21 protein-coding genes are annotated in these 25,145 nt (G+C 59.1%); 8 read left to right on the forward strand and 13 right to left on the reverse strand.

Going from position 1 to position 25,145, the window contains the following annotated elements:
- On the forward strand, positions 1–876 hold the full coding sequence (locus tag Herbaro_RS02850) for an aldo/keto reductase family oxidoreductase (RefSeq protein ID WP_275012335.1): 876 nt from the start codon (positions 1–3) through the stop codon (positions 874–876).
- 81 nt (positions 877–957) lie between these two features.
- Here the strand turns inward: Herbaro_RS02850 and Herbaro_RS02855 are convergent, their stop codons facing one another.
- The 3 genes from Herbaro_RS02855 to Herbaro_RS02865 form a co-directional block, all read right to left on the reverse strand.
- Positions 958–2,289, reverse strand: coding sequence for an MFS transporter (locus Herbaro_RS02855; protein WP_275012336.1), 1,332 nt, complete (start codon positions 2,287–2,289; stop codon positions 958–960).
- A gap of 517 nt (positions 2,290–2,806) precedes the next feature.
- Complete coding sequence (locus tag Herbaro_RS02860) at positions 2,807–3,673, reverse strand: NYN domain-containing protein (protein ID WP_275012337.1); 867 nt, start codon at positions 3,671–3,673, stop codon at positions 2,807–2,809.
- 295 nt (positions 3,674–3,968) lie between these two features.
- Positions 3,969–4,646 (reverse strand): peroxiredoxin-like family protein, encoded by a 678-nt coding sequence (locus tag Herbaro_RS02865; RefSeq protein WP_275012338.1) that lies wholly within the window; start codon positions 4,644–4,646, stop codon positions 3,969–3,971.
- Positions 4,647–4,771: 125 nt separating this feature from the next.
- Between Herbaro_RS02865 and Herbaro_RS02870 the strand changes: the two genes are divergently transcribed.
- Positions 4,772–5,650: a LysR family transcriptional regulator gene (locus Herbaro_RS02870; protein ID WP_275012339.1), complete on the forward strand. Its 879-nt coding sequence runs from the start codon at positions 4,772–4,774 to the stop codon at positions 5,648–5,650.
- 392 nt (positions 5,651–6,042) lie between these two features.
- Here Herbaro_RS02870 and Herbaro_RS02875 read toward each other — a convergent pair whose 3' ends face one another.
- The 3 genes from Herbaro_RS02875 to Herbaro_RS02885 form a co-directional block, all read right to left on the reverse strand.
- Positions 6,043–6,441: a hypothetical protein gene (locus Herbaro_RS02875; RefSeq protein ID WP_275012340.1), complete on the reverse strand. Its 399-nt coding sequence runs from the start codon at positions 6,439–6,441 to the stop codon at positions 6,043–6,045.
- 92 nt (positions 6,442–6,533) lie between these two features.
- On the reverse strand, positions 6,534–7,292 hold the full coding sequence (locus Herbaro_RS02880; protein ID WP_275012341.1) for an SDR family oxidoreductase: 759 nt from the start codon (positions 7,290–7,292) through the stop codon (positions 6,534–6,536).
- An 84-nt stretch (positions 7,293–7,376) separates the two neighbouring features.
- On the reverse strand, positions 7,377–8,177 hold the full coding sequence (locus Herbaro_RS02885; RefSeq protein ID WP_275012342.1) for an SDR family NAD(P)-dependent oxidoreductase: 801 nt from the start codon (positions 8,175–8,177) through the stop codon (positions 7,377–7,379).
- A gap of 113 nt (positions 8,178–8,290) precedes the next feature.
- Between Herbaro_RS02885 and Herbaro_RS02890 the strand changes: the two genes are divergently transcribed.
- Both Herbaro_RS02890 and Herbaro_RS02895 read left to right on the forward strand, forming a co-directional pair.
- Positions 8,291–9,232, forward strand: a complete 942-nt coding sequence (locus tag Herbaro_RS02890; RefSeq protein ID WP_275012343.1) for a GlxA family transcriptional regulator — start codon at positions 8,291–8,293, stop codon at positions 9,230–9,232.
- Between the two features lie 106 nt (positions 9,233–9,338).
- Positions 9,339–9,635: a hypothetical protein gene (locus Herbaro_RS02895; protein WP_275012344.1), complete on the forward strand. Its 297-nt coding sequence runs from the start codon at positions 9,339–9,341 to the stop codon at positions 9,633–9,635.
- A 28-nt stretch (positions 9,636–9,663) separates the two neighbouring features.
- Here the strand turns inward: Herbaro_RS02895 and Herbaro_RS02900 are convergent, their stop codons facing one another.
- From Herbaro_RS02900 to Herbaro_RS02920, 5 genes are read right to left on the reverse strand one after another with little or no spacing between them, the layout of a single operon-like run.
- Entirely contained in the window at positions 9,664–11,112 is a 1,449-nt protein-coding gene (locus Herbaro_RS02900; RefSeq protein ID WP_275012345.1) for an ABC transporter ATP-binding protein, read from the reverse strand.
- Positions 11,109–11,942 carry an ABC transporter permease gene (locus tag Herbaro_RS02905; protein ID WP_275012346.1) on the reverse strand — a complete coding sequence of 278 codons (834 nt, stop codon included), beginning with the start codon at positions 11,940–11,942 and terminating at the stop codon, positions 11,109–11,111. The genes Herbaro_RS02900 and Herbaro_RS02905 overlap by 4 nt, the downstream gene beginning before the upstream one ends.
- 5 nt (positions 11,943–11,947) lie before the next feature.
- Positions 11,948–12,916, reverse strand: a complete 969-nt coding sequence (locus Herbaro_RS02910; protein WP_275012347.1) for an ABC transporter permease — start codon at positions 12,914–12,916, stop codon at positions 11,948–11,950.
- A 2-nt stretch (positions 12,917–12,918) separates the two neighbouring features.
- Positions 12,919–14,532 carry an ABC transporter substrate-binding protein gene (locus tag Herbaro_RS02915; RefSeq protein WP_275012348.1) on the reverse strand — a complete coding sequence of 538 codons (1,614 nt, stop codon included), beginning with the start codon at positions 14,530–14,532 and terminating at the stop codon, positions 12,919–12,921.
- 3 nt (positions 14,533–14,535) lie between these two features.
- Positions 14,536–16,659, reverse strand: coding sequence for a TonB-dependent siderophore receptor (locus tag Herbaro_RS02920; RefSeq protein ID WP_275012349.1), 2,124 nt, complete (start codon positions 16,657–16,659; stop codon positions 14,536–14,538).
- 223 nt (positions 16,660–16,882) lie between these two features.
- On the opposite strand from Herbaro_RS02920, the gene Herbaro_RS02925 reads away from it, so the two are divergent.
- Both Herbaro_RS02925 and nikR read left to right on the forward strand, forming a co-directional pair.
- Entirely contained in the window at positions 16,883–18,916 is a 2,034-nt protein-coding gene (locus Herbaro_RS02925) for a TonB-dependent receptor (protein ID WP_275013946.1), read from the forward strand.
- Positions 18,917–18,977: 61 nt separating this feature from the next.
- Positions 18,978–19,445, forward strand: coding sequence for a nickel-responsive transcriptional regulator NikR (gene nikR / locus Herbaro_RS02930; protein ID WP_275012350.1), 468 nt, complete (start codon positions 18,978–18,980; stop codon positions 19,443–19,445).
- Between the two features lie 81 nt (positions 19,446–19,526).
- On the opposite strand, the gene Herbaro_RS02935 is transcribed toward nikR, so the two are convergent.
- Positions 19,527–20,597 (reverse strand): HoxN/HupN/NixA family nickel/cobalt transporter, encoded by a 1,071-nt coding sequence (locus Herbaro_RS02935; RefSeq protein ID WP_275012351.1) that lies wholly within the window; start codon positions 20,595–20,597, stop codon positions 19,527–19,529.
- A 178-nt stretch (positions 20,598–20,775) separates the two neighbouring features.
- On the opposite strand from Herbaro_RS02935, the gene Herbaro_RS02940 reads away from it, so the two are divergent.
- Positions 20,776–21,105, forward strand: coding sequence for a DUF6966 domain-containing protein (locus tag Herbaro_RS02940; protein ID WP_275012352.1), 330 nt, complete (start codon positions 20,776–20,778; stop codon positions 21,103–21,105).
- A 351-nt stretch (positions 21,106–21,456) separates the two neighbouring features.
- The gene (locus Herbaro_RS02945; protein ID WP_275012353.1) at positions 21,457–23,442 is read left to right on the forward strand and encodes a DUF262 domain-containing protein; all 1,986 of its coding nucleotides are present in this window, start codon (positions 21,457–21,459) and stop codon (positions 23,440–23,442) included.
- A gap of 459 nt (positions 23,443–23,901) precedes the next feature.
- On the opposite strand, the gene Herbaro_RS02950 is transcribed toward Herbaro_RS02945, so the two are convergent.
- On the reverse strand, positions 23,902–25,104 hold the full coding sequence (locus Herbaro_RS02950) for an ammonium transporter (protein WP_275012354.1): 1,203 nt from the start codon (positions 25,102–25,104) through the stop codon (positions 23,902–23,904).
- Positions 25,105–25,145 lie beyond the last annotated feature (41 nt).

Genomic DNA, 25,145 nt, shown 5'->3' on the forward strand with positions numbered 1-25,145 from the left:
ATGAACCAAGCCAAACACGCCGGCCATTACCAGCTCGGCGACCTCGATGTCACTCGCATGGGCTATGGCGCCATGCAGCTCGCCGGCTCGCATGTATTCGGCCCGCCCAAAGACCGCCAACAGGCGATCGCCGTGTTGCGCGCTGCGGTGGAGATGGGCGTGGACCACATCGATACGAGCGATTTCTATGGCCCGCACGTCACCAACCAGATAATCCGCGAGGCCCTGCATCCCTACCGCGACGACCTGGTGATCGTCACCAAGATCGGCGCGCGCCGCGGCGACGATGCGTCGTGGCAGAAAGCGATGTCGCCCGTCGAACTGGAGTCGGCGGTTTACGACAATCTGCGCAACCTGGGCCTGGACGTGATGGATGTGGTGAACCTGCGCCTGATGTTCGACGTCATGGGGCCTGCGGAGGGAGATCTGGAGGAACCCCTGACAGCGCTAGCGGAGTTGCAGCGCAAAGGGGTGGTGCGGCATATCGGGCTGAGCAACGCGACGGCGAAACAGGTCGCGCAAGCGAGGAAGATCACCGATATCGTCTGCGTGCAGAACCAGTACAACCTGGCGCACAGGGGCGACGATGCGTTGGTGGCGCAACTGGCGAACGACGGCATTGCCTACGTGCCCTTTTTCCCGCTGGGCGGTTTCTCACCGCTGCAGTCGTCCACGCTCGAGCGCGTGGCGATGGAATGCGCAGCGACGCCGCTTCAAACCGCACTGGCCTGGCTGCTGCAGCGCTCGCCTAACATTCTGCTGATCCCGGGAACCTCTTCGGTCGGCCACCTGCGACAGAACATCGCCGCTGCGCAATTGAAGCTGTCGCCGGAAGCAGTTGCTGCCCTCGATGGCATCGGCGCGCCCACCGCCTGAGCGCGCAAGGCGCCCGCGACCTGCGGGCGCTTTTTTCTTGCGGCGGCGTTGCGGCAAATGTCGCGGTCGACCAGCCTGCGTTCAGGGATCCATGCGAGCGTCGCGGAACCGGATCCGCTGTGGCATCGCGTAGGCAATCAGTACGGCAGTGAGTATGCAGACCAGCGCAATGGCGTACAGGCCCATCGAGGCGCTCCCGGTCACGTCCTTTACCTTGCCGACCATGTAGGGCGCAATGAGCCCGCCGATCTGTCCGATCGAGTTGATCAGCGCCACGCCGGCCGCCGCCGCCGTCCCGGTGAGCACGCGCGCCGGGAACAGCCAGAAGATCCCGAACGAGGCGATCACGCCGGTGGCCGCGATGCTCAGGCCAATGACCAGCACTACCGTGTTGTCGCCATAGGCGGCGCTCACGATGTAGCCGATGGCCGCGGCCAGCGCACAGCCTGCCAGGTGCCAGCGGCGTTCGCCGCTGCGATCCGAGCTTCTTCCGAGCGCGACCGTGCCGATCATGGCGGCGATGTACGGCAGCATGGTGATGAGGCCGATCATCAGCGGATCGCTGGTGCCCGCCGTCTTGACCAGCTGCGGCATCCAGAACAGGAAGCCGTAGATGCCCATGCACAGGCCGAAGTAAATGAAGGAAAAGAGATAGGTCACCGGTCGCCTGAGCGCGATGGCGAACGAATGGGTGCTGTCTACGCGGGGATCGCGCGCAAGCGCGGCGCTGAGCTGTTTCTTCTCCTCTGCGGTGAGCCACTTGGCGTCCTCCACGCGGTCTTCCAGCACCAGCAGCACGACCACGCCCAGCAGGATCGACGGAATCCCCTCGAGCAGGAAGAGCCATTGCCAGCCGGGCATGTCGTACATGCCGTCGAAGAACTTCAGGATGCCGCCCGAGATAGGACCGCCGATGATGCCGCACAGCGCGATGGCGCCGAAGAACAGGTTATTGATGCGGCCGCGGCGCGAAGCGGGAAACCACTGCGTGTAGTAGTACAGGACGCCCGGCACGAAACCGGCCTCGAGTGCGCCCAGCAGGAAACGCAGGAAATAGAACCATCCCTCGGTCCTGACGAACATCATCGCCACCGAGGCGGCGCCCCAGCTGATCATGATGCGTGCGATCCACAGCCGCGCACCGGTCCTTGCCATCACGGCATTGCTGGGGATCTCGAAGAGCAGGTAGCCGACGAAGAAGGCGCTCGCGCCGAGGCCGTATGCTGCTTCGCTCAATCCCAGCTGGGACTGCATCTGCAATTTTGCGAAGCTGATGTTGACGCGGTCCAGATAGGCGGCGACGAAGCAGGCGATGATCAGCGGCACGATGCGCCAGACCACCTTGTTGAAGATCTTTTCCTCGTCGATCATTGCGGCAGCCGGCATGGGGCCTGCCGATGTTTCAAGCATCATGAATGTCTCCTGTATTGTTGGCGTTGGTACTACCGCTCTGGCGGCGGCTGTTGCATTGCGGCTGCCTACGGCCGATGAACGGCGGCGCGGCAGCCATGACAATCAATTAGCTAGGAATTCAAAAGGCCGATCCCGGGGCAGCCTGCGTGCGTCGGCGCCTGCGATTCCAGGCGGCCGCGGTATCGCGGCAAATGCGCAGTGGGGATATCAGCCATGCGTGTGTCTCTCACCTTGTTTTTTCTTGTCTGGATTCAGCGCAAACGTAGCGGAAAACTGGTGGAGTGACCATTGAGAGCTTCTTATATTTGTATTGCTTCCGGTTATACCGGTTGCTCAGGAGGAGGGCGGGACGGAAGGTGAAAAAGTCGCGGAAAATACGGCGATGGATGGCGGGCCCGGGGCGCATGCCCGCCATCGCCATCATTGCGCACAGGCCGACGATCCGGCGTACGCCGCAGGCAGTGCCGCGAGGCCGGCGATCGCTGCCGGACTGCCCGGATGCCTCGATGGCGCCGCCTCATCCACCCGGCTTGCCCGTCCGGTCCCGATTCCGCTTGTCGGCCACATAGCTCAAGCCGTTTTCGCCCTTGACGATGTCGAACAAGCCGGTCGCTGCGAACAGCGCCGGGAAGTTCCTTACGCCGTAGTTGCGCGGATCGATCGGCGCCTGGCGTTTGACGGCGCTGCCGGCCGCGGAGAGCGAGGCCCAGCCGTCTTCCTGGGCCGCGGCCTCGACTGCGCCGCGCAGGATGGTCACCAGCGTGCTGTCTTGCGCCAGCGACTTGTCGCCGGCCTTGACCGCGGCCTTTTCCAAGGACTTGTCGGCAGTCTTGCTTGTGTTCTTCGCTCCGACCTTGGGAGACTCCGCGCTTGCCTTCTTGCGCTGGCGAGGCTGGTCCTTGGCGGGAGCTTCCACCGCCGCCGCGTTGTCGCCCAGGCTGTCCAGGTACAGGAACGTGGTGCAGGCGTTGACGAATGGCGCCGGCGTCTTGCGCTCGCCAAAGCCATAGACATCGTGACCATTGGCCTTGAGCTGCATCACCAGCGGCGTAAAGTCGGCATCACTGGAGGCCAGGCAAAAGGCATCGGGCCTTTGCGTATAGAGCAACTCCATGGCGTCGATCACCAGGGCAATGTCGGTGGCGTTCTTGCCGCTGGAATAGCTGAACTGCTGGATCGGCCGAATGGCGAATTCGTGCAGCTTGTCCTTCCAACCCTTGAGACTGGCGCTGCTCCAGTCGCCATAGGCGCGACGGATGTTGGCGGTGCCGTACTTGGACAGCTCCGCAAGCATTGCCGCGATCTTGCTGTGCGAGACGTTGTCGGCGTCGATCAGCAAGGCAATGCGCCGGTCGGACGGCTGGCGTCTGCTTTCGTGTTCCATGGGCCATCCCTTCTCAGTGTCGATAGATGTCCATCCTAACCGAGACTGCATATCTCTGAGGGAAATGAAGTAGAGGAAGGCGCGGGGGACGCCAGGTTAGCGCTTCCGAAAGCGAGCGCTCGGATCCGATATGCAGAGGCTGGCACGCCGATTAGAGGATTACCGGATGGCTTGCGGACGTTCTTCGAACAATATTCGCTCACGACGGGTAGCGAAATGGTCGGCGCACACATGCCGCGGCCGGGCCGTGGGCATGTGCGCCTGCGCGGCCGGACGGCGCCGGCCGCTTCCGTCCTCAAGCCTTGCCGGCTTGCAGTTGCTGCAGCACCGGCAGCAGTTCTTCCGGATCAGGACGTTCGGAGTAATCCGGATTGACCTCGGCGTAGGCGATCGTGCCGTCTTGTGCGATCACATAGCGCGCCGGCATGGGCAGCGTCCAGCTCGGTTCGCCGTTGTTGACGGCGAGGTCGTTCTTGAACACGTTCTTGTACAGATCCTGCAGGTAGTCGGGCAGGGTGAAGCGCAGGCCGAAGCGCTGCGCCACCTCGTTGCCGAGATCGGACAGGATAGGGAAGGCGGTCTTGTTCTCGCGCACCGAGCGGCGCGTGTTGGCCGCGGTTTGCGGCGACACCGCCACCAGTTGCGCGCCCAGCGCTTCGATCTGCGGCAGCGCTTCCTGCAGCGCCTGCAGGTCCATGTTGCAATACGGGCACCATACGCCGCGATAGAAAGTCAGCACCAGCGGGCCACGCGCCAGCAGTTCTTCGGAGCTGTGCAACCGGCCGTCGGCGTCCGGCAGCGCGAATTGCGGGGCGCGGTCGCCGGCCTTCAGGGCGCGCTCGGCGGCGTGCGACGCTACCAGTTCGGCGGTGGCGCGGTGCATCGGTTCGTGGATCCAGGCGGGCGCGTTGTATGGCGGGCCGCCGGCTTCGAAGTTGCGGCGAAATTCGGCGAGTTTCTCGGGCAGTTTCATCTTGGTTCTCCTGGGTCAGATTGGTTGCGCCACATGGCGTAGGAGAACTATCTTTCATTTGGATACTTGCGAGAAGTTGGCCTGTGCAACTATGATTTATTCATATTTCAAATGAATGGATCATCATGGGCGACCGTTTGTTTTCCTTGCGCGTATTCGTCCGCATTGCCCGCGGCGGCAGCTTTTCCAAGGCCGGTCGCGAACTGGGGCTGTCGCAGCCGTCGGTCTCGCGCATCGCCGCCGAGCTGGAGAGGGACGTCGGCGCCGCGCTGTTTACCCGCACCACCCGAGCGGTCACGCTGACGGAGGCCGGCAGCGATTATCTGGCGCGCATCGAGCCCATCCTTGCGGCGCTGGAAGAGGCCGACCATGCCGTGCGCGGCACCGGCGAACTGCGCGGCCGCCTGCGCGTGGCGCTCACCTCCAGCATCGCGGTGCGCGAGGTGGTGCCGATCCTGCCGGCGTTCATGCAAAGCCATCCGGCCTTGAAGCTGGAATTGCTGCTCAACGACCAACTGCAGGACCTGGTCCAGGACGGCGCCGACCTGGCGCTGCGTTTTGGCGTGCTGCCCGACTCCAGCGCCACCGCGCGGCGCCTGGCCATCTCGCCGCGCATGCTGCTGGCCGCGCCGGCCTATCTGGAGCGGCATGGCGTGCCGCAGGCGCCGGCCGATCTCTCCGGTCATGACATCATCCTCGGCCCCACGGGCGTACGCGCCTGGGAGTTCCAGCGCAACGGCCGCAGCGCGTCGGTCAGGGTGGATTGCCGCTTGCAGGCCTCCACCAACGAGGTGGCGATGGCGTCGGCGCTGGCCGGCCTGGGTATCGTGCAGACCAGCTACTGGGGATGCCGCGCCGAGCTCGCCAATGGCGCGCTCGCGCGCGTGCTGCCGGACTGGGACTGCGGGCGCGTCGAGCTGCATGCGGTGTTTCCGGCCGGGAAAGCGGCCAAGCCGTCGGCGCGCGCGTTTGCCGAGCACGTGGAGCGTGCGTTCTCGGCCTGAACGGATGTCCATGACGATGGCCGGTTGGCATTGTTAAAAAGGCCGCCTCTTGAGGCGGCCTTGGCATTGGCGAACATCTTTTTGTCTGGGGGCGCCGGTACGGGGATCCGGGAACCTGGCAGACTCTGTTTTTACTGCTCAGTGATAACTAACAATAAAGTCTGTAATTTCCATCGACTTGGAACCCGCGTCAGGACTACAGCCAGAAATACACTTAGCTGAGGAGCGAGCCAGAGTATTTGGTTCCCCGGCATGCGCTTCTTTATTGAAGCGCTTCGGCGAGTGATGAGTCACGCCTGCTACCGGCCAGAAGCTGTCATCTCTCGCCAATGTCGCCAGCCCGCAGCTGTACGGGCTGGCGGGCGCGAAGGAATAAGTCAATTCCGCCGAGTTCAGCGGCTGGCAGCGCGACCGGTCTCAGCAGTTCCAACCCGGCCTTCGGAGAGCGGGATCAGTTCAGCGCAAACGCCATCGGGAGATGACACGCATGCCATTTCGCCGTTCCGCGTGCGAGTGCATACTCTGGCGCCGGAAGTCTCCAGCTCCTTGCACGCCGCCGCCACATCCGCAACGACATAAGCCAGATTGCAGCCATTAATCCGCTTTCTCCTGATCATTTCGATCATCAATCCCGGCCTGTTTGCAATGGCCAGATCGTTCATCACCCACATTCCTTGCACCAGGCGGATCTGCTTCACCACCTCGGCGCGAAACGAACGCCGATAAAATCCAGTGGATATCTCAGCCTCGGAGACAGCGACGGACATGCGATCTTCAATTGGTCTCTTCATGATTTGTCATAGAGTGATTTTTGCAATCTGTCTTCGGCGGCCACACTGTCGCAGCGCAGGCCCCTGCGCCGGAGCCTGCTGCCTGGTCTCGCTTACATGGGGATGGGATTGGCGATCAGCGCCTCGTTGAAGCCGTTGACCAGCGCATGTTCGCCCTGCCCCGGGTTGGCGCGCATCGGCTTGATGGCGTCGACGATGATTTCTTCATCATCACCGGCCAGCTTGGTCAGCGTCTCCGCGATGAACGCGTCCAAGGGCATGGCGCGCGGATCGCCGCTCTTCTTGACCAGGTCGGTGTCGACCCACGGCGGCGCGATCTCCTGCACGCGCACGCCGGTATTGCGCAGCATAAAGCGCTGCGACATCGCGTACGAGTGCAGGGCCGCTTTCGATGCCGAATACACGGCGGTGACCGCCAGGGGCACGTAGGCCAGCACCGAGGTGTTGTGAATGATCGTGGCGCTAGGTTGACGCTTGAGCTGTTCGATCAGCGCCGAGCTCAGGCGGATGGGGCCCAGCAGGTTGGTGTCGAGAATGCTGCGCGAGACGCTGTCGTCCATCTTGGCGCCGGCATCGTCGAAGGGCATGATGCCGGCGTTATTGATCAGCACATTGAGTCCAGGATAGCGCGCCATGAGCTCGGCCGCAGCGACGTCAATGCTGGCCGGGTCGGAGACATCGAACGCGATCGCCCCCATGCCTGGGTTGGCGGCGGTAACCTGTTCAAGCAATTGCTTGCGGCGACCACCGATGATCACGGTGTTGCCCAGCTTGTGGAAGGCCTCTGCCAGGGCGCGGCCGATGCCCGAGGTGCCGCCGGTGATGAAGATGGTGTTGTCGGTGAGTTTCATGATGATGGCTTTCGTGTTTGGTGACGCTGAATTTGAAATCGAAAGAGTGCATGCGCCTGCCCTGGAGAGCCGCGCAGCACTGCTTTAGTGGACGACGGTATAGCGTGGCGCCGGCGTGTTGTTGGAGAGCTGGGTAAGCATGGCCTGGCGCGCTGCTTCATACGCCTCCCATTCGCCCAGGGCATGCAACGAAGGGATGGTGACCAGCTCGCCGCGATCAAAACCGACCAGCGCGGCGTCCACCATCTGGCCGGCGGGCATGACGATGGCGGGATCCAGGTTCTCGACCGGCAAGCCGCCGGTAGCCCAGAAATCGGTGGCGGTAGCGCCCGGCAACACGGCTTGCACGCGAACACCTCGGCCCGCGAGTTCATGATGGAGTGACTGGCTGAAGGCCAGCATGAAGGCCTTGCTTCCGCCATAGACGCCATTGAGCAGCTCCGGAGCGATGCTGACGATGGAGGCGATGTTGATGATCTCTCCATGGCCGCGGCTCACGAAACCAGGTACGGCGGCGTAGGTCAGGCGAGTGGGCGCGGTAACGTTCAGCGCAATCATCGCCGCCATGTCGTCCACCTTGCTTTCCAGCAAGGCACTATGCGTGCCGACGCCGGCGTTGTTCACCAGCAAGGTGATGCTGGCGTCGGTTCGCAGTTTGTCTTCCACCTGAGCCAGAGAGCGCGGATCGTTCAGATCGGCCTCCAGCACCTCCACCATCTGGCGAGTTTCGGTGGTGATGCGCTCAGCCAGGGCATTGAGCCGTTCGCGATTTCGGGCGACCAAGATCAGGTCATAGCCGCGGCGCGCCAGGCGATCGGCGTAGATGGCGCCGATGCCCGAAGAAGCGCCGGTGATCAGGGCGGTGCCGCGTTTGGTCTGTGTCATGTTTCACTCCTTGTGTTGGGTTGGTTGATGGAGTGAATGATAGAAATCTTGCCGATTTCCCGAATGACGGATATGGTCGTGTTTCAGGACATAAAAAGAACAGGGAAACGGACATGCATCACATCGGCTATTTGCTGACTGAAGGTTTTCAGGTGATGGGACTGGCGACGCAGACGGTGTTCGAGTACGCCAACAAGGTCGCTGGAGAAGAGTTCTACGTGCTGCAGAATTTCTCAGCCGCCGGCGGTGATCAGCGATCCTCACTGGGCGTTGGGATCGCCACTCGCAAGGCATCGACCGCAGACCAGATAGACACCTGGGTAGTGTGCGGCGTCGGCAACCCGCTTGAATCGCCGTCGAGCCCTGAAGAACGCGCCTTCCTGCAGGATGTCGTCAAGGATGCGCGCAGAGTAGCTGCCATTTGCACCGGCGCCTTCGTCCTGGCTGAGGCTGGCTTGCTGCACCGGCGTCGCGCAACCACGCACTGGGTGTTCGCGCGCGACATGCAAACGCTTTTCCCGGATATCCAGGTTGAAAATGATCGCATCTATATCGTAGATGGCCCGATCTGGACTTCAGCCGGCATGACTGCCGGCCTTGACCTGGCCTTGGCCATGGTCGAGAAAGACCTGGGAGACGAAGTCTCGCGCGGCGTGGCGCACAATCTGGTGATGCACCAGCACCGCTCCGGCGGGCAGTCGCAGCACTCAGAAATGCTGACGCTGGCCCCTAAATCCGACCGCATCCAGAACGCCATGAACTATGCCCGTAAAAACCTGGCGCGTGCGTTGACCGTAGACGAACTGGCCGAAGAGGCGAATCTAAGTCCGCGACAGTTCAGCCGGGTCTTCACGGCGGAGACCGGCATGTCTCCGGCAAAGGCTATCGAAGGCCTGCGCCTTGAAGCGGCACGGCTGATGATTGAGAAAAGCCGCCACCCGCTTGAAATCATTGCCCGCGAGACCGGCTTTCGCGATCGCAGGCACATGAGGGAGGTTTTTCTGCGTGGCTTTGGTGTGCCGCCACAGTCGATGAGACGCGAAGTGCGCAGTTAAGCACTCGATTTCGCTGGGCTGGCCGTTCTCGGCCGGAAGTCAAAATTGTGGAAGACGTTATTAGCTGGAATAAACCGAATAAATTCCATATTTGAAGGGGGAGGCAATGGCGGGAAATTTATTCTTAGCGCTGCTCAGCGCATCTCTTCTCGTTGGATGCGCCGCCCCGGAAGCGCAAGGCATCGTCATGGTTGCGCCCGATATCTATTTGCTTCCCCCGATAAGCAACACCGGGAATTTATCGGTGAACGGCATGAAGGATGTAATGCTTAAAAAGGCTGACGGTTTTTGCCAAGCCCAGGGACGCCGGATGCAGCAAATCGTGAATCTGTCCCGCGAGAACGCCATCGGTTCCTACGCGACGCCCGAAATGCAATTCAAATGCATCGCGACTCGACAATAAATGTCGTCTTTCGGCCAGAAGCAGACATCTAACTAACCAGTTGGAGTTTTCGGTCTGCAACTTTATTCGCGATATCTGCATCGTGCGTAACGAGCAGCACAGCACACCCACTGGCACGCGTTTTCTCCATCAGCAAGGCAATAACGTCCTGTTGAGTGACCGGATCCAGCCGTGACGTAGGCTCGTCGGCAAAAATGAGCGCGGGCTTCATCAGCAGCACGCGTGCCAAGGCAATGCGTTGCAGCTCGCCCCCCGATACCTGCCCCGGCTTGCGATCCAACAGCGCCGGCGTCAGGCGCATACGAGACAACAGCGCTTCCAGCGCTGACCAGTCCAGCCGATGCAAGGTCACCAAATCCTGTAACGAGCGACGTAGACTGGCACCGGGGGCGAAAGCGGCAGCCGGATCCTGGTAGATCTTCTGGAACGCGGTCGCTGGCAGGCCGGCCGTACGTGTCACTTGCCCCTGATCCGGCTTCGCCAGTCCCAGCACAACATTGCCAAAGGTCGTCTTGCCTGATCCGCTGGGGCCGCTGACGGCAATGATTTCACCGGCACGGATCTCCGCGCTCATACCTGAGAAGAGTTTCTGGCGGCCAAAAGATTTGGCGACGTTAGTCATCGTCGCAACGATCTTTGCGCTGGTACTAGAGCCTCCCAGCTGTCGAGGCCAATTACCTGGTTCTGCTTGCAAGAGGCGGCGTGTGTAGTCATGAGACGGCGCATCCAGGACCTGCTGCGCCTCTCCGTGCTCAATCATCGCGCCGTCGAGCATCACCGAAAGTTGTCCACCAAGGGCACGCGCCAACCAGACGTCATGGGTGATACACAACAAACTCATGCCTTCGGAGAGTGCATTTTTCAGCAAAGCCAGGACTTCGTCGCGACGCGCGATATCCAGTCCCTTGGTCGGCTCGTCAATGATCATCACCGGCGCACCCGCTGCGTGCGTCGCAAGAAAAGCGACGCGTTGCGCCATGCCGCCGGAGATCATGAAGGGATACTTGGCGGCTGCGTCTTGCAGTCCCAATCCTGCCAATGCACGCATGGCACGTTCGCGGGCCCCCACTTTGGCGGCATGCAGGCTGTCATTCTGGCTACTCAGGGCCGGATGGCTGACCAGTTCGTAGGTTTCCTCGATTTGACGGCGCACCTTCATGGTCGGATCCAGGGCCAACCAGGGCTCTTGCGGCAACAACGACAGACGGCGCCCCCAACCAGCATGGCGGCTGGCCTGGTCTGCTGCGTCGCTGCGCTCGCCACCGATGCTCACCTCGCCTTCGCAACGCAACGTGGACGGGAGATTGCCCATGATGGCCTGTGCCAGCAAGGACTTGCCGGAGCCGCTTTCTCCCAAGAGCGTGAGCACGCCGCCGACAGGGATGGAGAAAGAGATGCCGCGTACCAGTTCCTGGGCGCCATGCAGCACACGCAACTTCTCCACCGCCAGCGCCGGCGATACAGATTTTTCCATCATGCAGCCTCCTTTTCCGGAGACAGCAACAGCAAGCCCATCAGCGTCAGGAATAGCACAAGCACAGGCGCCCCCACCAGCCATGGTGCCTCGCCGTAGTAGGGCAGTAACTCGATCATCATCACGCCCAGTTCGGGCGTGGGCGGCTGCAGGCCGACACCGACGAAGCCTAGCGCCGACATCGCCAGGATCGCGCCGGCGAAACCAAACCGCATCAGCGTGAACAGCCTTGGCAGCAGCTCCGGCAACAGATGGCGACGAACCACGTAGCCCGATCCGAAACCAAGCAAGCGCGAAGCTTCCACTTGCGGACTAGCCAGCAGGATACGGCTGGCGGCGCGCACCACGCGGAAGTATTCCACCCACAGCGCCAGCGAAATACCCACGTAAAGCGGCCAGAAACCGCCCGGCGTAAAGGCGGCAAGCAGCAGCACCAGCAACAGGCCCGGCAACGCCAGCACGGCATCGGCCAGCGCCGCCAAGGAGCGTTCGAACCAGCCGCCACGCCAAGCGGCCAACAGGCCAAGCAGCGTACCGGGGATAGCGGCCGAAAGCATGCTGATCAATGCCAGCGAGAGCGACAGGCGCGCACCGTTGGCTAGCCGTGACAACATGCTGCGGCCGAGCTGGTCGAAACCGAGCGGATGCATGAGGCTGGGCGCCTCAAGAAAGTGATCCAACTGCTGGCGTGCCGGGTCGATGCCGATCAGCCAGGGGCCGAACAAAGCAAATAGTACGATCGCCGCAAGCGTGGCAATACCTGTTGCTTGCCCCAGGCTGAGTCGGCGTCGGGAATCTGCAATATCAGGAAATTCAGGTGAAGAGAATGTCATCGGAGTCATGCGCGACGGCGCGGATCGAGGAAGGCACAAGCCGCATCCACCAAGGCATTGAACAGCACGAACATCAGGCCCAGCACCAGGGCAGTGCCCTGGATCATCGGTACATCGCGCCCGAAGATGGCATGTACCAATGCATGGCCGATTCCCGGCCAGGCGAAGATGGTCTCTACCAGCACCACGCCCTCCACCAGATATACCAGCTGCACGCCAAGATAGGCCACCACCGGGGCCGCGACGTTGCGCAGGCCATGCCTCGCCAGCGCTTGGTGCAGGCTCAGCCCCTTGGTCAAGGCGAAGGCGAAATAAGCGGAGCCACGCACCTTCGTCATCGCATCGCGCGCTACCCGGCAGGAGACGGCGGCCATGCCCAATGCCAGCGTCAGCGCCGGCAACATGATGCTGCCGTGGTCATCGTGCCCCGCCGCCGGCAGCGCCCCCAGTCTGACCGAAAAGATCAGCACCAGGATCAGCCCCAGCAGGAAGGATGGTAAGGCGCGCAGCACGACCGATATCGCCAGCGTAGCCCGATCCAGCAGGCCGCCGGGATTGAGCCCTGCCAGCGCGCCCAGCGTGGGGCCGATCAGCAACGAAAACGCCATCGCCAGCAACGACAGGCGCAGGGTTGGCCCGAGTTGATGTGCAATTTCGACGATCACCGGTTGTGCCGTCACCTGCGACACACCGAGGTCAAGGTGCAGCAGGCGGCCCCACCAGTCACCCAGCGCGAGCAGCCAGGGCCGATCCAGACCGAGTTCCTGGCGTACTGCCTCCGCTGCGGCGGAGGTGACCATATCGTAGCCGTAGCGACCGGCAGCGATCCGATAGGCCATGTCGCCCGGCAGCATGCGCGTCATGAAGAAACACAGGGTGCCGACGATCAACGCCACAATGGCCGCCTGCAGCAGGCGATGGGTCAGCGCGCCACCGAGCTGCCGCCATGCAGGTATGCCGCCGGAGAGTCGCATCCTTATATCCATCGCAATTGAGAGATTCTGTAACTACGTTCGAAGGGATCAATACTGGCGCCGGCCATGCGTCGGCTGACAGCGCAGGTCTGTCGATACCAGACCACGGGGATCACGGGCAGCTCGGCCTGGAGAATGGCGGCCACCTTTGCTCGCCCCGCCTGCCCGGCGAGCGTATCGGCGCGCTGGCTGCTGGACAGACGTTGCAGCACTTGCAGCAACTCCTCATTGCGCCACCCCATGGCACCCCAATCGCCGCCTTCCGGACCGAAATCCTGCAGCAAGGTGGCCGCCGGATCCGGCAAGTTGCCGAAGTTGCGTGCCACCAGGCCCATCTGGAGAGTACCGCTGCGGTGGCCGGCGGGAATGTCGCTGGAGTTGCCGATGACGACGCGCACTGCAATGCCGATCTGGCGCATCTCTTCTTGCAGCGCCGCCGCAATCAGCGGTAACTCGGGACGGTCGACAAAGGTCGTCAAGCTCAGCTCGAAGCGCTCGCCATGACGGCGGCGGATACCGTCACCGGCCAACCGCCAGCCGGCCGCGTCGAGTAAGCGCCTTGCCTCGTCCGGATCGGTGCGTAATGCGGGCAATGCGGCGTCATGCCATGAGGCCATCGACGGCGGGAACAGCTGCGTAGCGCCCAAGTCGGGATCGCGCAACAACGCGCGTGCGATGCCCTGGCGTTCCACGCATAAGGCGATCGCACGTCGCACGCGCAAGTCCGACAAGAAGGGATGGCCGGCATTGAGCTTGATGAAGGTCGTGCGCGGCAGCATGGCAGACAGCAGCACGGCTTTGTCGCTATTCTGCAGCGCGCGGATACTGGGCGGATCGAGCGAAAAGGCCAAATCCGCCTGTCCGCTCTGAACCAGCAGCGTGCGTGTTTCCGAGCGAGCAACGCTGATGTAACGGGCGCGCTGTATCCGCCTGGCCGCCCGATTGCCCGTCTCGTCGTATCCGTCAAAGCGCTCTACGTTGAATTGCTGCGGCAGGGATAGCGAGCTGATCCGGAACGGCCCGCTGCCGACGATGCGTTCCACTTTGCCATCGGCGGCAAACGACGATGGCGCCAAGATCTGGGTCGAATAGTGCGTGAGGAGGTAAGGCAGGGCGTTGAAGGGGCGCCCCAGGTTCACCACAATGTCATGTTCCGCCAGGGTAATGGCCTTGATGTCGGCCAAGCGCAGCACGCCCGGCCGGGCGTGAGCTCGTTTGAGGCAGGCCAGAACACTGGTCGCCGTGACCGGCGTGCCGTCGTGATAGCTGCGGCCGGAGCGCAGCGTAAAACGCCACTGCAAGCCATCCGGACCAGCCTGCCAGGATGACGCGAGCCCCGGCTGCAATTGGCCCTTGTCGTCGACTTCCAAGAGGGTCTCGACCACTTCCATGCGGGCGAACATGTAGCCGGCGCGGGACGGATCCAGGCCCGTCATCTCCCACGGCCCGACCACCGTCAGTATATCGGCCGACACCGGTGCGATATCGTGGGTATGCGAACCGTCATCGCCATGCGCCAGAACCTGCTTGCTCGGCAACAACGTGCCCGCGGCAGCGATTGCCATGGTCGCCAGCAAACTGCGCCGGCCGGCAGATTTCATCGTGGGGTCGTGCATGTGTCAGAACTTCACGTTGAGCGCGAGCGTTGCACTGCGTTCGTCACCCGGCATGATCCACAGATTGCTGTAGGAGCTGGCGTAGTAGCGCTTGTTGAACAGGTTGTTCACATCCAGCGACAGCTTCATCTTTGGCGTGAACTGCCAGTACGCCAGCGCCCGCGCCGTCACGTAGCTGGGCAGCTTGAAGCTGCCCGCCTGGTCGCCGGTACGCTCGCCCACGTAATTGAAACCACCGCCGATGCCATAAGGCGCGCCGCGGGTATCCGCACTCTCGTAGACGGCGAGCAGGCTGCCGGAAGTGCGCGGAACATTGACCAGGCGCGAGCCGACCGCCAGTGTATTGTCCTTGGCGACGTAGGCGTCGGTATAGGCCAGGTTGCCGGTGACACGCCAATGCAGGTCGATCTTGCCGCTGAAATCTAACTCGACACCCTTGCTGCGCACTTCTCCGGCAGAGATCGAGAATGCAGGATTGGCCGGATCGGTGGTCAGCACATTCTGTTTGGTGATGTCGAAGACAGCCAGAGTTGCACCGCTGCGCTTGTCTTCACTTTGGAATTTCAGGCCGACCTCGCCGGCACGCGAGGTTTCCGGGGCGAAGGCATTGCCGTTGACGTCGCTGCCGGTATTGGGACGGAAGGACTTGCTGGCACTGGCATAGACCGACAAGGATTGCGTGATCAGGTAGGTCAGGCCCAGACGCGGCGAAAAGGCCCCCTTGTCCTGCCGCGTGGTGGCGCCGGTACGACGATTGTCCAGCGTCGAACGGAAGGAGTCCGCGCGAACCCCGGCCAGCAGTTTCCATTGTTGCGACAGGCTGATCTGATCCTGAAAATACAAGCCAGTACTGATCTGGCGTTCGCTGGTATCGGTATTAGCAACAGGTGTCGGCTGCGCCTGTCCGTAGACTGGATCGTAGATATTGACGGCATACGGCGAGCCGGCAGTCGGGTTGATGCGCAGCATGCGCTGGTCCAGCGTCAGCCAGTCCACTTCAGTACCAAAGAGCACTTCGTGGCCTACGCCTGCGGCCTGGAATTTCCCGCCGATCTCGGCTTGCAGCGACGTATCGTGCCACGAGAAGTCGCGGTACCGGCGCTGGCGTCGCAAGGTGGTGTTGTCTGCGAGCAGCGCCGAGGCTTCGGTGGAGTAGCCGTCCAACGTCCCGTCCTTGTGGAAGATACCGGTGCGCAGATGCCAATTCTCGTTGAGCCGGTGTTCCAGCGTCAGCAGATGGTTCTGGTTCTCCATCTTGATGTCGCCATCGTTGGGCTCGCCCAAAAAGCGCGAGACCGGCAACACACTCGGATTGCCGTTGACGGCCACCACACCGCGATCCAGCGGCGCCTTCTGCCGCAAGAATTCGCCTTCGTAATTCAGAACGGTGCTATCGCTCAACACCCAGGTAAATGCCGGCGCGAAGAACTCACGGGAATTGCGCACGTTATCGCGCATGCTGCCCTTGTTTTCCATCGCCGCATTGAGGCGGTACGCTACTTCGCTGTTGAGCGCGCCAGTGGAGTCGACGGCCGCGCGATACGCATCCTGGGTTCCAATCGACAGGTCCAGCGAATTAGCTGCCTTGAACTGCGGCTTCTTGGTCACGACATTGATGGTGCCACCGGGCTCACTGTTACCGTAGAGTGCGGCTGCCGGCCCCTTGAGGAAGTCAACGCTCTCCACATTGGCCATGTCGCGAGGCGGGGCATAGCCGCGATTGGAGGCAAAACCATTCCACAGGATGTTCATCCCGCCGTTCTCGTTGCCCGAAAAGCCACGAATGGAGTAGTTGTCCCAAATGCCGCCGAAATTGTTCTGCTTCGCTACGCCGCTGACGTACAGCAAGACATCGTCCAAACGCGTGGCGCCGAGATCGTCAATCAATTGCCGCGACACCACCTGTACCGATTGCGGCAGTTCTTGCAACGGTGTATCGGTACGCGTGGCGCTGGAAGAACGAACAGGCCGATATTGTTCGTTTTGGCTTTCCCCCGTAATGACAATTTGGCCGAGGCCATCGCCACCCGTGGTTCCAACGTCAGTCGTAGTTTCCGCTGCCATCAGCGGCGCCTGCCCAAATGCAAGTGCACCGAGAACAGCGGCGCGTAGAACCTTCAACTTCATTGATTGATTTCCCCGAGATGACTGCTGGCCGAACCATACGTGGCCGGATGCAGGGTATTGGATGTAAGCCCAACATTTTATGCAACTATGTTGCAAATATCAAATAAGAAAAACGAGCCATTGTGTGGGTAGCACATCTTTCTCTTGGTATAAAATTTGCATGATATGACAATTATTTAAAAAATCATACAAAGGAGCGTAAGTGTTCTGCACCAAAAAGAAGATGGCCCTAGCCATCCTGGCCGCCAGCCAGGGATTTAATATCGCCAATGCCGCGCAGGGTGTCGGACTCAGCCAGGTAGAAGTCGTCGGCAACTACGACAACTCGGTAGGCAGCTCGGATGCCGCCAGCCAGGGCACCGTCAACAGCACCTTGATCGCAAATCGGCCCACGTTGCGTACCGGCGAGATCCTGGAGTTCGTGCCCGGCATGATCGTCACCCAGCACAGCGGCGACGGCAAAGCCAACCAGTATTTCCTGCGCGGCTTCAATCTTGATCACGGCACCGATTTCGCGACCTATATCGATGGCATGCCGATCAACATGCGCACCCACGCGCACGGCCAGGGATATACCGACCTGAATTTCATCATCCCCGAGCTGATTGATCGTATCGACTACAAAAAGGGGCCGTATTTCGCCGACGAAGGCGATTTTGCATCGGCCGGCGCCGCCCACATGCGATTCGCCAACACGCTGCCGCAAGGTATTGCCTCGCTGTCGGTGGGCGGCCACGGCTACCAGCGCGCGTTGCTGGCGGATTCCCTGGCGTTGGGGTCGGGCAACCTGCTGTACGGTCTGGAAGTCACTCGCAACAACGGCCCTTGGGACACCCCAGAAGGCCTGCGCAAATATAGCGGGACGCTGCGCTACAGCGGCGGCACCAAGGCCGACGGCTATGAGATCACGGCGATGGCCTACAGCAACCGCTGGGATTCGACCGATCAGATCCCGTTGCGCGCCGTTCAATCTGGCCAGATTGGACGCTACGGCTCGCTCGATCCGACCGATGGTGGCAACACCTCGCGCTACAGCCTTTCTTACTCCATGCACAAGCGCGACGAGAATGGCCTGTTCCAGATGAACGCCTACTTCATCCAGTCCAAACTGGATTTGTACAGCGACTTTACCTATTTGCTGAGTAATCCTACCGATGGGGATCAATTCCACCAGAGCGAGAAGCGCCGTATCGCCGGCTTCGATGCCAGCCAGACGCTCTATGGCAAGCTGGCCGGCATGGACATGACCAACAAGTTCGGCGTGCAGGGCCGCTATGACTGGCTCTCTCCGGTTGGCCTGTACAGCACCACGGCGCGCCAGCAGACCGGCGTCATCAGCGAAAGCAACGTGCGCGAAGGAAGCATCGGCCTGTATGCAGAAAACACCATGCAGTGGCTGGAGAGATTCCGCACCATCGCCGGCATCCGCTACGACGCCTATCACTTCAACGTCAACAGCAGCATCGACGGCAATTCCGGTAAGGCCAACGACCATATCGTCTCGCCCAAGCTGTCGCTGATCTTCGGCCCCTGGGCCAAGACTGAGTATTTCATCAACTACGGCAGCGGCTTTCATAGCAACGATGCCCGCGGTACCACGCAGACGCGCCTGCCCAATGGCGACCCCGCCTCACCGGTCACGCCTTTAGTGCGTACGAAGGGATATGAAATCGGCGCGCGCACCGAAATCGTGCCTGGCCTACAAAGCTCGTTGGCCTTGTGGCGACTCGACATCGATTCGGAACTGGTGTTTGTGGGTGATGCCGGCGAAACCGAACCCAGCCGCGCCAGCAAGCGCTATGGTGTGGAATGGAACAACCACTACATCGCCAACTCCTGGCTGATGTTCGACATCGACCTGGCCGCCTCGCGTGCCCGCTATACGCAAGATGATCCGGCTGGCAACTACATCCCAGGCTCCATCGACAAGGTGGCGTCCTTTGGCGTGACGCTGACCGACCTCGGCCGCTGGTCGGGTGCCTTCCAGTTGCGCTATTTCGGCCCGCGCCCGCTGATCGAGGACAACAGCGTACGTTCGCAATCGACCACGCTGGCCTACGCACGCGTGGGCTACAAGGTAGACAGCAAGACCAAGCTGAGCCTGGACGTGTTCAACCTGTTCAACCGTCAGGCCAGCGACATCGACTACTACTATCCGTCGCGCCTAGCCGGCGAGCCGACCGACGGCATCAACGATGTGCACTTCCATCCGGTTGAGCCGCGTACCTTCCGACTGACGTTCACGCGCAATTTCTGAGCATTTTGACCGCCACGGCGCTGCATTGCTATCATCCGGTGATCACTCTAGGGGAATGGCAATGCAGCGCTGGACAATCTCGGTCGATGACGACCTGGCGGAAGATTTCGATAAGTTCGTTGAAAGCAAGGGCTACTCAAACCGCTCCGAAGCCTTCCGCGACCTGGTGCGCAAGGAACTGGGCCAGTCTGAGATAGACGATGGGAAGACCAAGTGGTGCGTCGCCACCGTCAGCTACATCTACGACCACCACGAGCGTATGCTGGCCAATCGACTGACCCAGCTGCAGCACGACCATCACGACGTCGCCACCGCTTCCCAGCACGTCCATCTCGATCACGACAATTGCCTGGAAACCGTGATTCTCAAGGGGCGCCTCGATGAAGTGCGCGCCTGCGCCGACGCAATCATTTCGCAAACTGGCGTACGGCACGGCAACGTTCACATCGTGCCAGTGGAAATGAAGAAAGAGAAATATGTGCGCGCCAGCCACGGGCATGGCCACGTGCATTTCCAGCCGAAAACCTGACGTGTGGCCTGGCGCTTGTTTGCGTCAATGTACAAGCGGCCGATCCCTGCTCGCCGCCTTGCTTACCTTGGCGCCGGGCTCTCAGCTGACATCTGATGCCTGCGGCAACTCCATCTCGTCATAGCGGCGCCACTTGTAAATCAGCAGGGATAGCAGCCAGCCGGCCATGAAAACGCCGATGATGAGATAGCCAATCACGCCGAAATTGTCGCTAAGCTCGCCGACGAAATCCCAGAACGCCCCTGACAATTCCAGTTTTTCCGCCAGAAGCCCCAGTACTTCAATACTACCGACTGCAACTGCCACCAAGACCGACATGAAGGTAATGGTCATGTTGTAGTAAAGCTTGCGCACCGGCTTGACGAAGGCCCAGCCATAAGCACCCAGCATCAGAATGCCATCTGTCGTATCGACCAGTGACATGGCAGCGGTAAACAACAACGGAAACAGCAGGATCGACCAGATCGGCAAACCATTAGCGGTTTGCGTCGCCGAAATACCAAGCAGAGAAATCTCGGTAGCGGTATCGAAGCCGAGACCAAACAAAAAACCCAGCGGATACATATGCCAGCTACGGGTGATGAGATTGAACATGGGCCGGAAAATGCGCGCCATGAAACCTCGATTGCTCAACAGCAAATCCACGTCTTCCTCAACATAAGGCTTGCCTTGGCGCAGATCCCGGAACTTGCGCCAGACGGAAATCAGCACGATCAGGTTGAGCACTGCGATCAACAGCAGGAAGAAAGCAGAGACCAGCGTCCCGATGATGCCGCCGATCTCGTGGAATGACTCCATGTGCGTCTTCAAGGCCATGGCGCTCAGCGCCAGGAGGAGACACGCCAGGATGACGACCGTCGAGTGCCCGAGCGAAAACATCAGGCCGACGGCTACCGGCTTTTTCCCATCCTGCATCAACTTGCGGGTGACGTTGTCGATGGCGGCAATGTGGTCGGCATCTACCGCGTGCCGTAAGCCAAAGCTGTAGGCCAGAAATGCGGTTCCCAGCAGCAGTGGCGTATACTTGAAGGCCAGGAACGTGGCTATCCAGGTGGCGACGTTGAAGAGGATGAGAAAGGCATAGATGCTAACGACCTTGTTCCTCAGTCGGGGAGCGGAGTCATTGAGTACGGCGCGAAGGGAGAGAAACATGAAAAGGTGGTGTCTTCCGGGCATTCTCAAGGAGAAATTCCCGGAACTTATATGATTAAATTTAAATTAATCATACTAGCTATTTCCTAGGATTGGGCATCCAGGTCGGAAGAGCGATCCTCAGTCAACGACCTTTGCGCATCCATGAAGGTCCGCTTCCGGCCAGGAGCGGTCAACCTTGAACCCAGCGATGCTCAAGAAAATGCACCCAGAAATTGAATTGCTCTTGCTAAGGCTTCGTGAGGCTACGCAGCTATTGCAGGCCCACCAGAACATTGAATGGGCTGATTGGCTTATGACAGATGCTCGCATGATTCTGCAATTAGATTTCTACGGAATCGAGCATCTTTTAAGCGCATTCGGAGGAATGGGAAGCTTGAATGATGTTGTTCTGCAGCGTTATGACGGAAACAGTTTGATAGTGCCATCTGCAGAAAACGAACAATTTTCAGTATTGCGGCAAGAAATCTATTCGCTTGCTAGCAAATTGAAATCCGAAGAATTTTAAGGACCGCAGTCGGCCAGGAGCTGACTTCCGTGTCCGACCAACTTTAATCATTGTGGTCACAACACTGACTGCAATGATTAAAGCTGGTCGGACCCGAATAAATTTGGTCGGAAATTGAAGCCCCGTTAAGAAGCTTTGCTATCGCTGGGGTGGATTCTTAAGAGCCAGTGGCCGACTCATCGGGAGTCGGGAACTTCCGGTAAGCACGGCGAGGTCATTGTTGTATTTATGGAAATCCTGATACATTCCATTTGCGCAGTTTTTCTGTGCAATCAGAGAAATTCAGAATGTCGTAACACGATGGGCGCAATAGCGATAACTAACAATTAAACCCACGAATGGGGGCCGGAATTGGATAACAATCTTCTACCTATTGCCAAGATATTTTCCCAAAATCTTTTTCGCATTCCCGATTATCAACGCGGCTATGCGTGGACACGTAAGCACATTAAAGATTTTTGGATGGACATAGTTCAGCTCGAGGATAAAAAAAACCACTATACGGGGGTGCTAACTCTTGAGGAAGCCTCTGAAGAGGCGTACTCAAAATGGAATGAGGATCTCTGGATCATCAATTCTAAGAGTTTCGTACCTTACTATGTTGTGGATGGCCAGCAGAGGCTTACATCCATAATCATATTGCTTCAGGTTATCACTGAGCACTTGTCAGATGGGGACTTGCTTAACTTCGATACCAAAGAAGAGATTAGGCGCAAGTATATTTTCCTGTCCAAAGACAGGGATATTTCCCGATCCTATATTTTTGGGTATGAGAAGGACAATCCGAGTTATGAGTATCTAAAAACTCATATTTACCAAGAAAGCTCTGACAGTCACAGCACCAATGAAGAAACGATTTATACGAAAAATCTGAAGCGAGCCAAAGAGTTCTTCGAAAATGAAATAGAGAAGCTCGGGAAGAAAGAAATTGAATCCGTCTTCAGAAAAGTTACTCAGAATTTCCTTTTTAATATTTATACAATTTCACGCGATATTGATGTGTTCGTCGCGTTCGAGACAATGAATAACCGCGGGAAGCCGCTATCTCATTTGGAGTTGTTAAAAAACCGCCTAATTTATCTCTCAACTAAGTTTGACGTTGACGACGTACAAAAGAATCGGTTGAGGTCGGTTGTTAATGAGTGTTGGAAAACTCTTTACCACTTTTTAGGGAAGAACCAGAATCGCCCTATTGATGACGACGACTTTCTTCTGGCCCATTTCTTTATCTACTTTTCCGTTGCGTTAATAGAGAAGTCTAAGGAAGAAAGTAGCTATCCTCTGTGGTACTTCACGAAGGAGGATAGTTATAAGGACCTCTTGCTAGAAGACATTTTTTCTACGCGTAGATTAACCGACGATCATCCGAAGCTCGGAAAGCTTGATGTGGCGCGTGTGTATGAGTACGCACATGATATCAAGGCGGCAGTAAAGCTCTATTACGAGCTGCAAAATCCTGGAGAATCTACAGCTCTGAGGAGTGAAGAGAAGGTGTGGTTGGAGCGAATTGCTCGCCATAATGCCCATGGTGCCCTCATTCTTTTGTTTGCTTTTTATCGTGTCAAAGGGACTAAGTGGCAAACAAAGGTGGAATTCTTAAAAGAATTTGATAGGTTATTGCTTTTCTCAGCTGGACGACGCGGAGTACACGACATAAATATAGAAAAGCTTGCCTTGGAAGTTATTCGCGGAGAAAAAAACGTGCATGAGGCGATCGGCGAGATTGCTCGAGTAAATGAACTGTATTTTTCATCCACTGAGTTTCACGATGCTATTTCAAGCCTTGGAAAATCTACAAACGGGTTTTATGGCTGGAAAGCGACCCGATATTTTCTTTTCGAGTATGAGCAGTCCTTGCTTGAAACGGCGAAGGCGGACCGAAAAAAGTTGGATTGGGAGGAGTTCTCGAAAGAGGGCTATAACTCCGACTATCGCAGCATCGAACACATTTATCCTCAAAAAGCCACGCATTCATATTGGAAAGAAAAATTCACTCTTTACAGTGTGAAACAGCGAAACACTCTGAGAAATTCAATTGGTAATCTTTTGCCACTTTCAACGCCGAAGAATGCTTCACTCGGGAACAAGTCTTTTGAGGAGAAGAAGGGCAACTCGGAGAAAAGCGTCGGTTATGCGTATGGTTGCTACAGCGAGATCGAAGTATCGCGATTGGCTGATTGGACTGCAAAAGAAATTGTTTCCAGGGGAGTCAGGCTGCTCACCTTCATGGAGCGCCGCTGGGGAGTGAAACTTGGGGATGAGCAGGCCAAGATTCACATCTTGGGCCTCGAATTTGTAGCCACTGTTCGGAAAGCAGCTTCGGATATTTTTACCTGAGATGAATATCCTCCCGAATACGGTCTATTCACCTCTGTGAAGGTGGCCACGAAATAGAAAGCCCGCATCTGCGGGCTTTCTTGCTTCTGTCAGCGGACGGTCATCATGTCCGACAACTTTATTCGTTGCAGTCATCGATTGAATATTTGCACCCACTTGCCCCACCTAATTGCGTCTAAAAGCACAAAGTAATTGCATTTCAAACGCCCCACCATTTGCGCGGCTGCGCCACCATCGAATTAACCGGGAACGGCAGCAACCGGCCAATTGCAGACCTCAACTAGCGAGAATGATCATTAGTGTTCCAAAAGCAAAAGCCACAAGAGAAGGTGGCTTTTGCTTTTGGAACACTTGTCTTGCGACAAAGAAATCAGCAGGGTCTCAAATCCTTTTGCAGACTTTGCGCTTTCATGCAGACTTTATTTTCCGAATACAGACTTTATTGTTAATTATCATCAGTCACCAACTGGTCTCCCGCTCCGCGGTCGACGAGATCTTGTGGATGGCGAGGTCGGCGCCTTCGAATTCCTGTTCCGGATCGAGGCGGATGCCGACCGCTTTCTTCAGCGCGCCGTAGACGATCCAGCCGCCGGCCGCGGCGATGGCGATGCCCATGGCGCTGCCGATCAGCTGCGACATGAGCGATACGCCGCCGCGCCCGCCCAGCGCCTGCAGGCCGAAGATGCCGGCGGCCAGTCCGCCCCACAGGCCGCACAGGCCGTGCAGCGGCCACACGCCGAGCACATCGTCGATCTTCCACTTGTTCTGGGTGCGGGTGAACATCCACACGAAGATGATGCCGGCGATGACGCCGGTGGCCAGCGCGCCCAGCGGGTGCATCAGGTCGGAGCCGGCGCACACCGCCACCAGGCCGGCCAGCGGGCCGTTGTAGGCGAAGCCGGGGTCGTTCCTGCCCATCAGCAGCGCCGCCAGCGTGCCCCCTGCCATGGCCATGAGCGAGTTCATGGCGACCAGGCCGTTCATCTTGTCCAGCGTCTGTGCGCTCATCACGTTGAAGCCGAACCAGCCCACCGTCAGGATCCATGCGCCCAGCGCCAGGAAGGGAATGTTCGACGGCGGGTGCGCGGCGACCGCGCCTTCCTTGCTGTAGCGGCCGCGGCGTGCGCCCAGCAGCAGCACCGCCGGCAGCGCGATCCAGCCGCCTACCGCGTGGACCACGATGGAGCCGGCGAAGTCATGGAACTCGGCGCCGAAGGTGGCGGCCAGCCAGGCCTGCACGCCGAAGTGCTGGTTCCAGGCGATGCCTTCGAAGAAGGGGTAGACCAGCCCCACCAGCACGGCGGTTGCCGCCAGCTGCGGGTTGAACTTGGAGCGCTCGGCGATGCCGCCCGAGATGATCGCCGGGATGGCGGCGGCGAAGGTCAACAGGAAGAAGAACTTCACCAGCTCGAAGCCGCTTCTCTGGGCCAGCGTCTCGGCGCCGGCGAAGAAGGACACGCCGTAGGCGACGTAGTAGCCGATGAAGAAGTAGACGATGGTCGAGACCGCGAAGTCGGCCAGGATTTTGACCAGGGCATTGACCTGGTTTTTCTTGCGCACGGTGCCCAGCTCAAGGAATGCGAAGCCGGCGTGCATGGCCAAAATCATGATGGCGCCCAGCAGGATGAACAGCGCGTCTGCGCCGTTTTTGTGATCTTCCACCTGAAAATCTCCCAAAAATTGTGCAACTCAAGAATCGAAAG

This window comes from Herbaspirillum sp. WKF16, from assembly GCF_028993615.1.
In the GTDB taxonomy this organism is placed as follows: domain Bacteria; phylum Pseudomonadota; class Gammaproteobacteria; order Burkholderiales; family Burkholderiaceae_D; genus Herbaspirillum.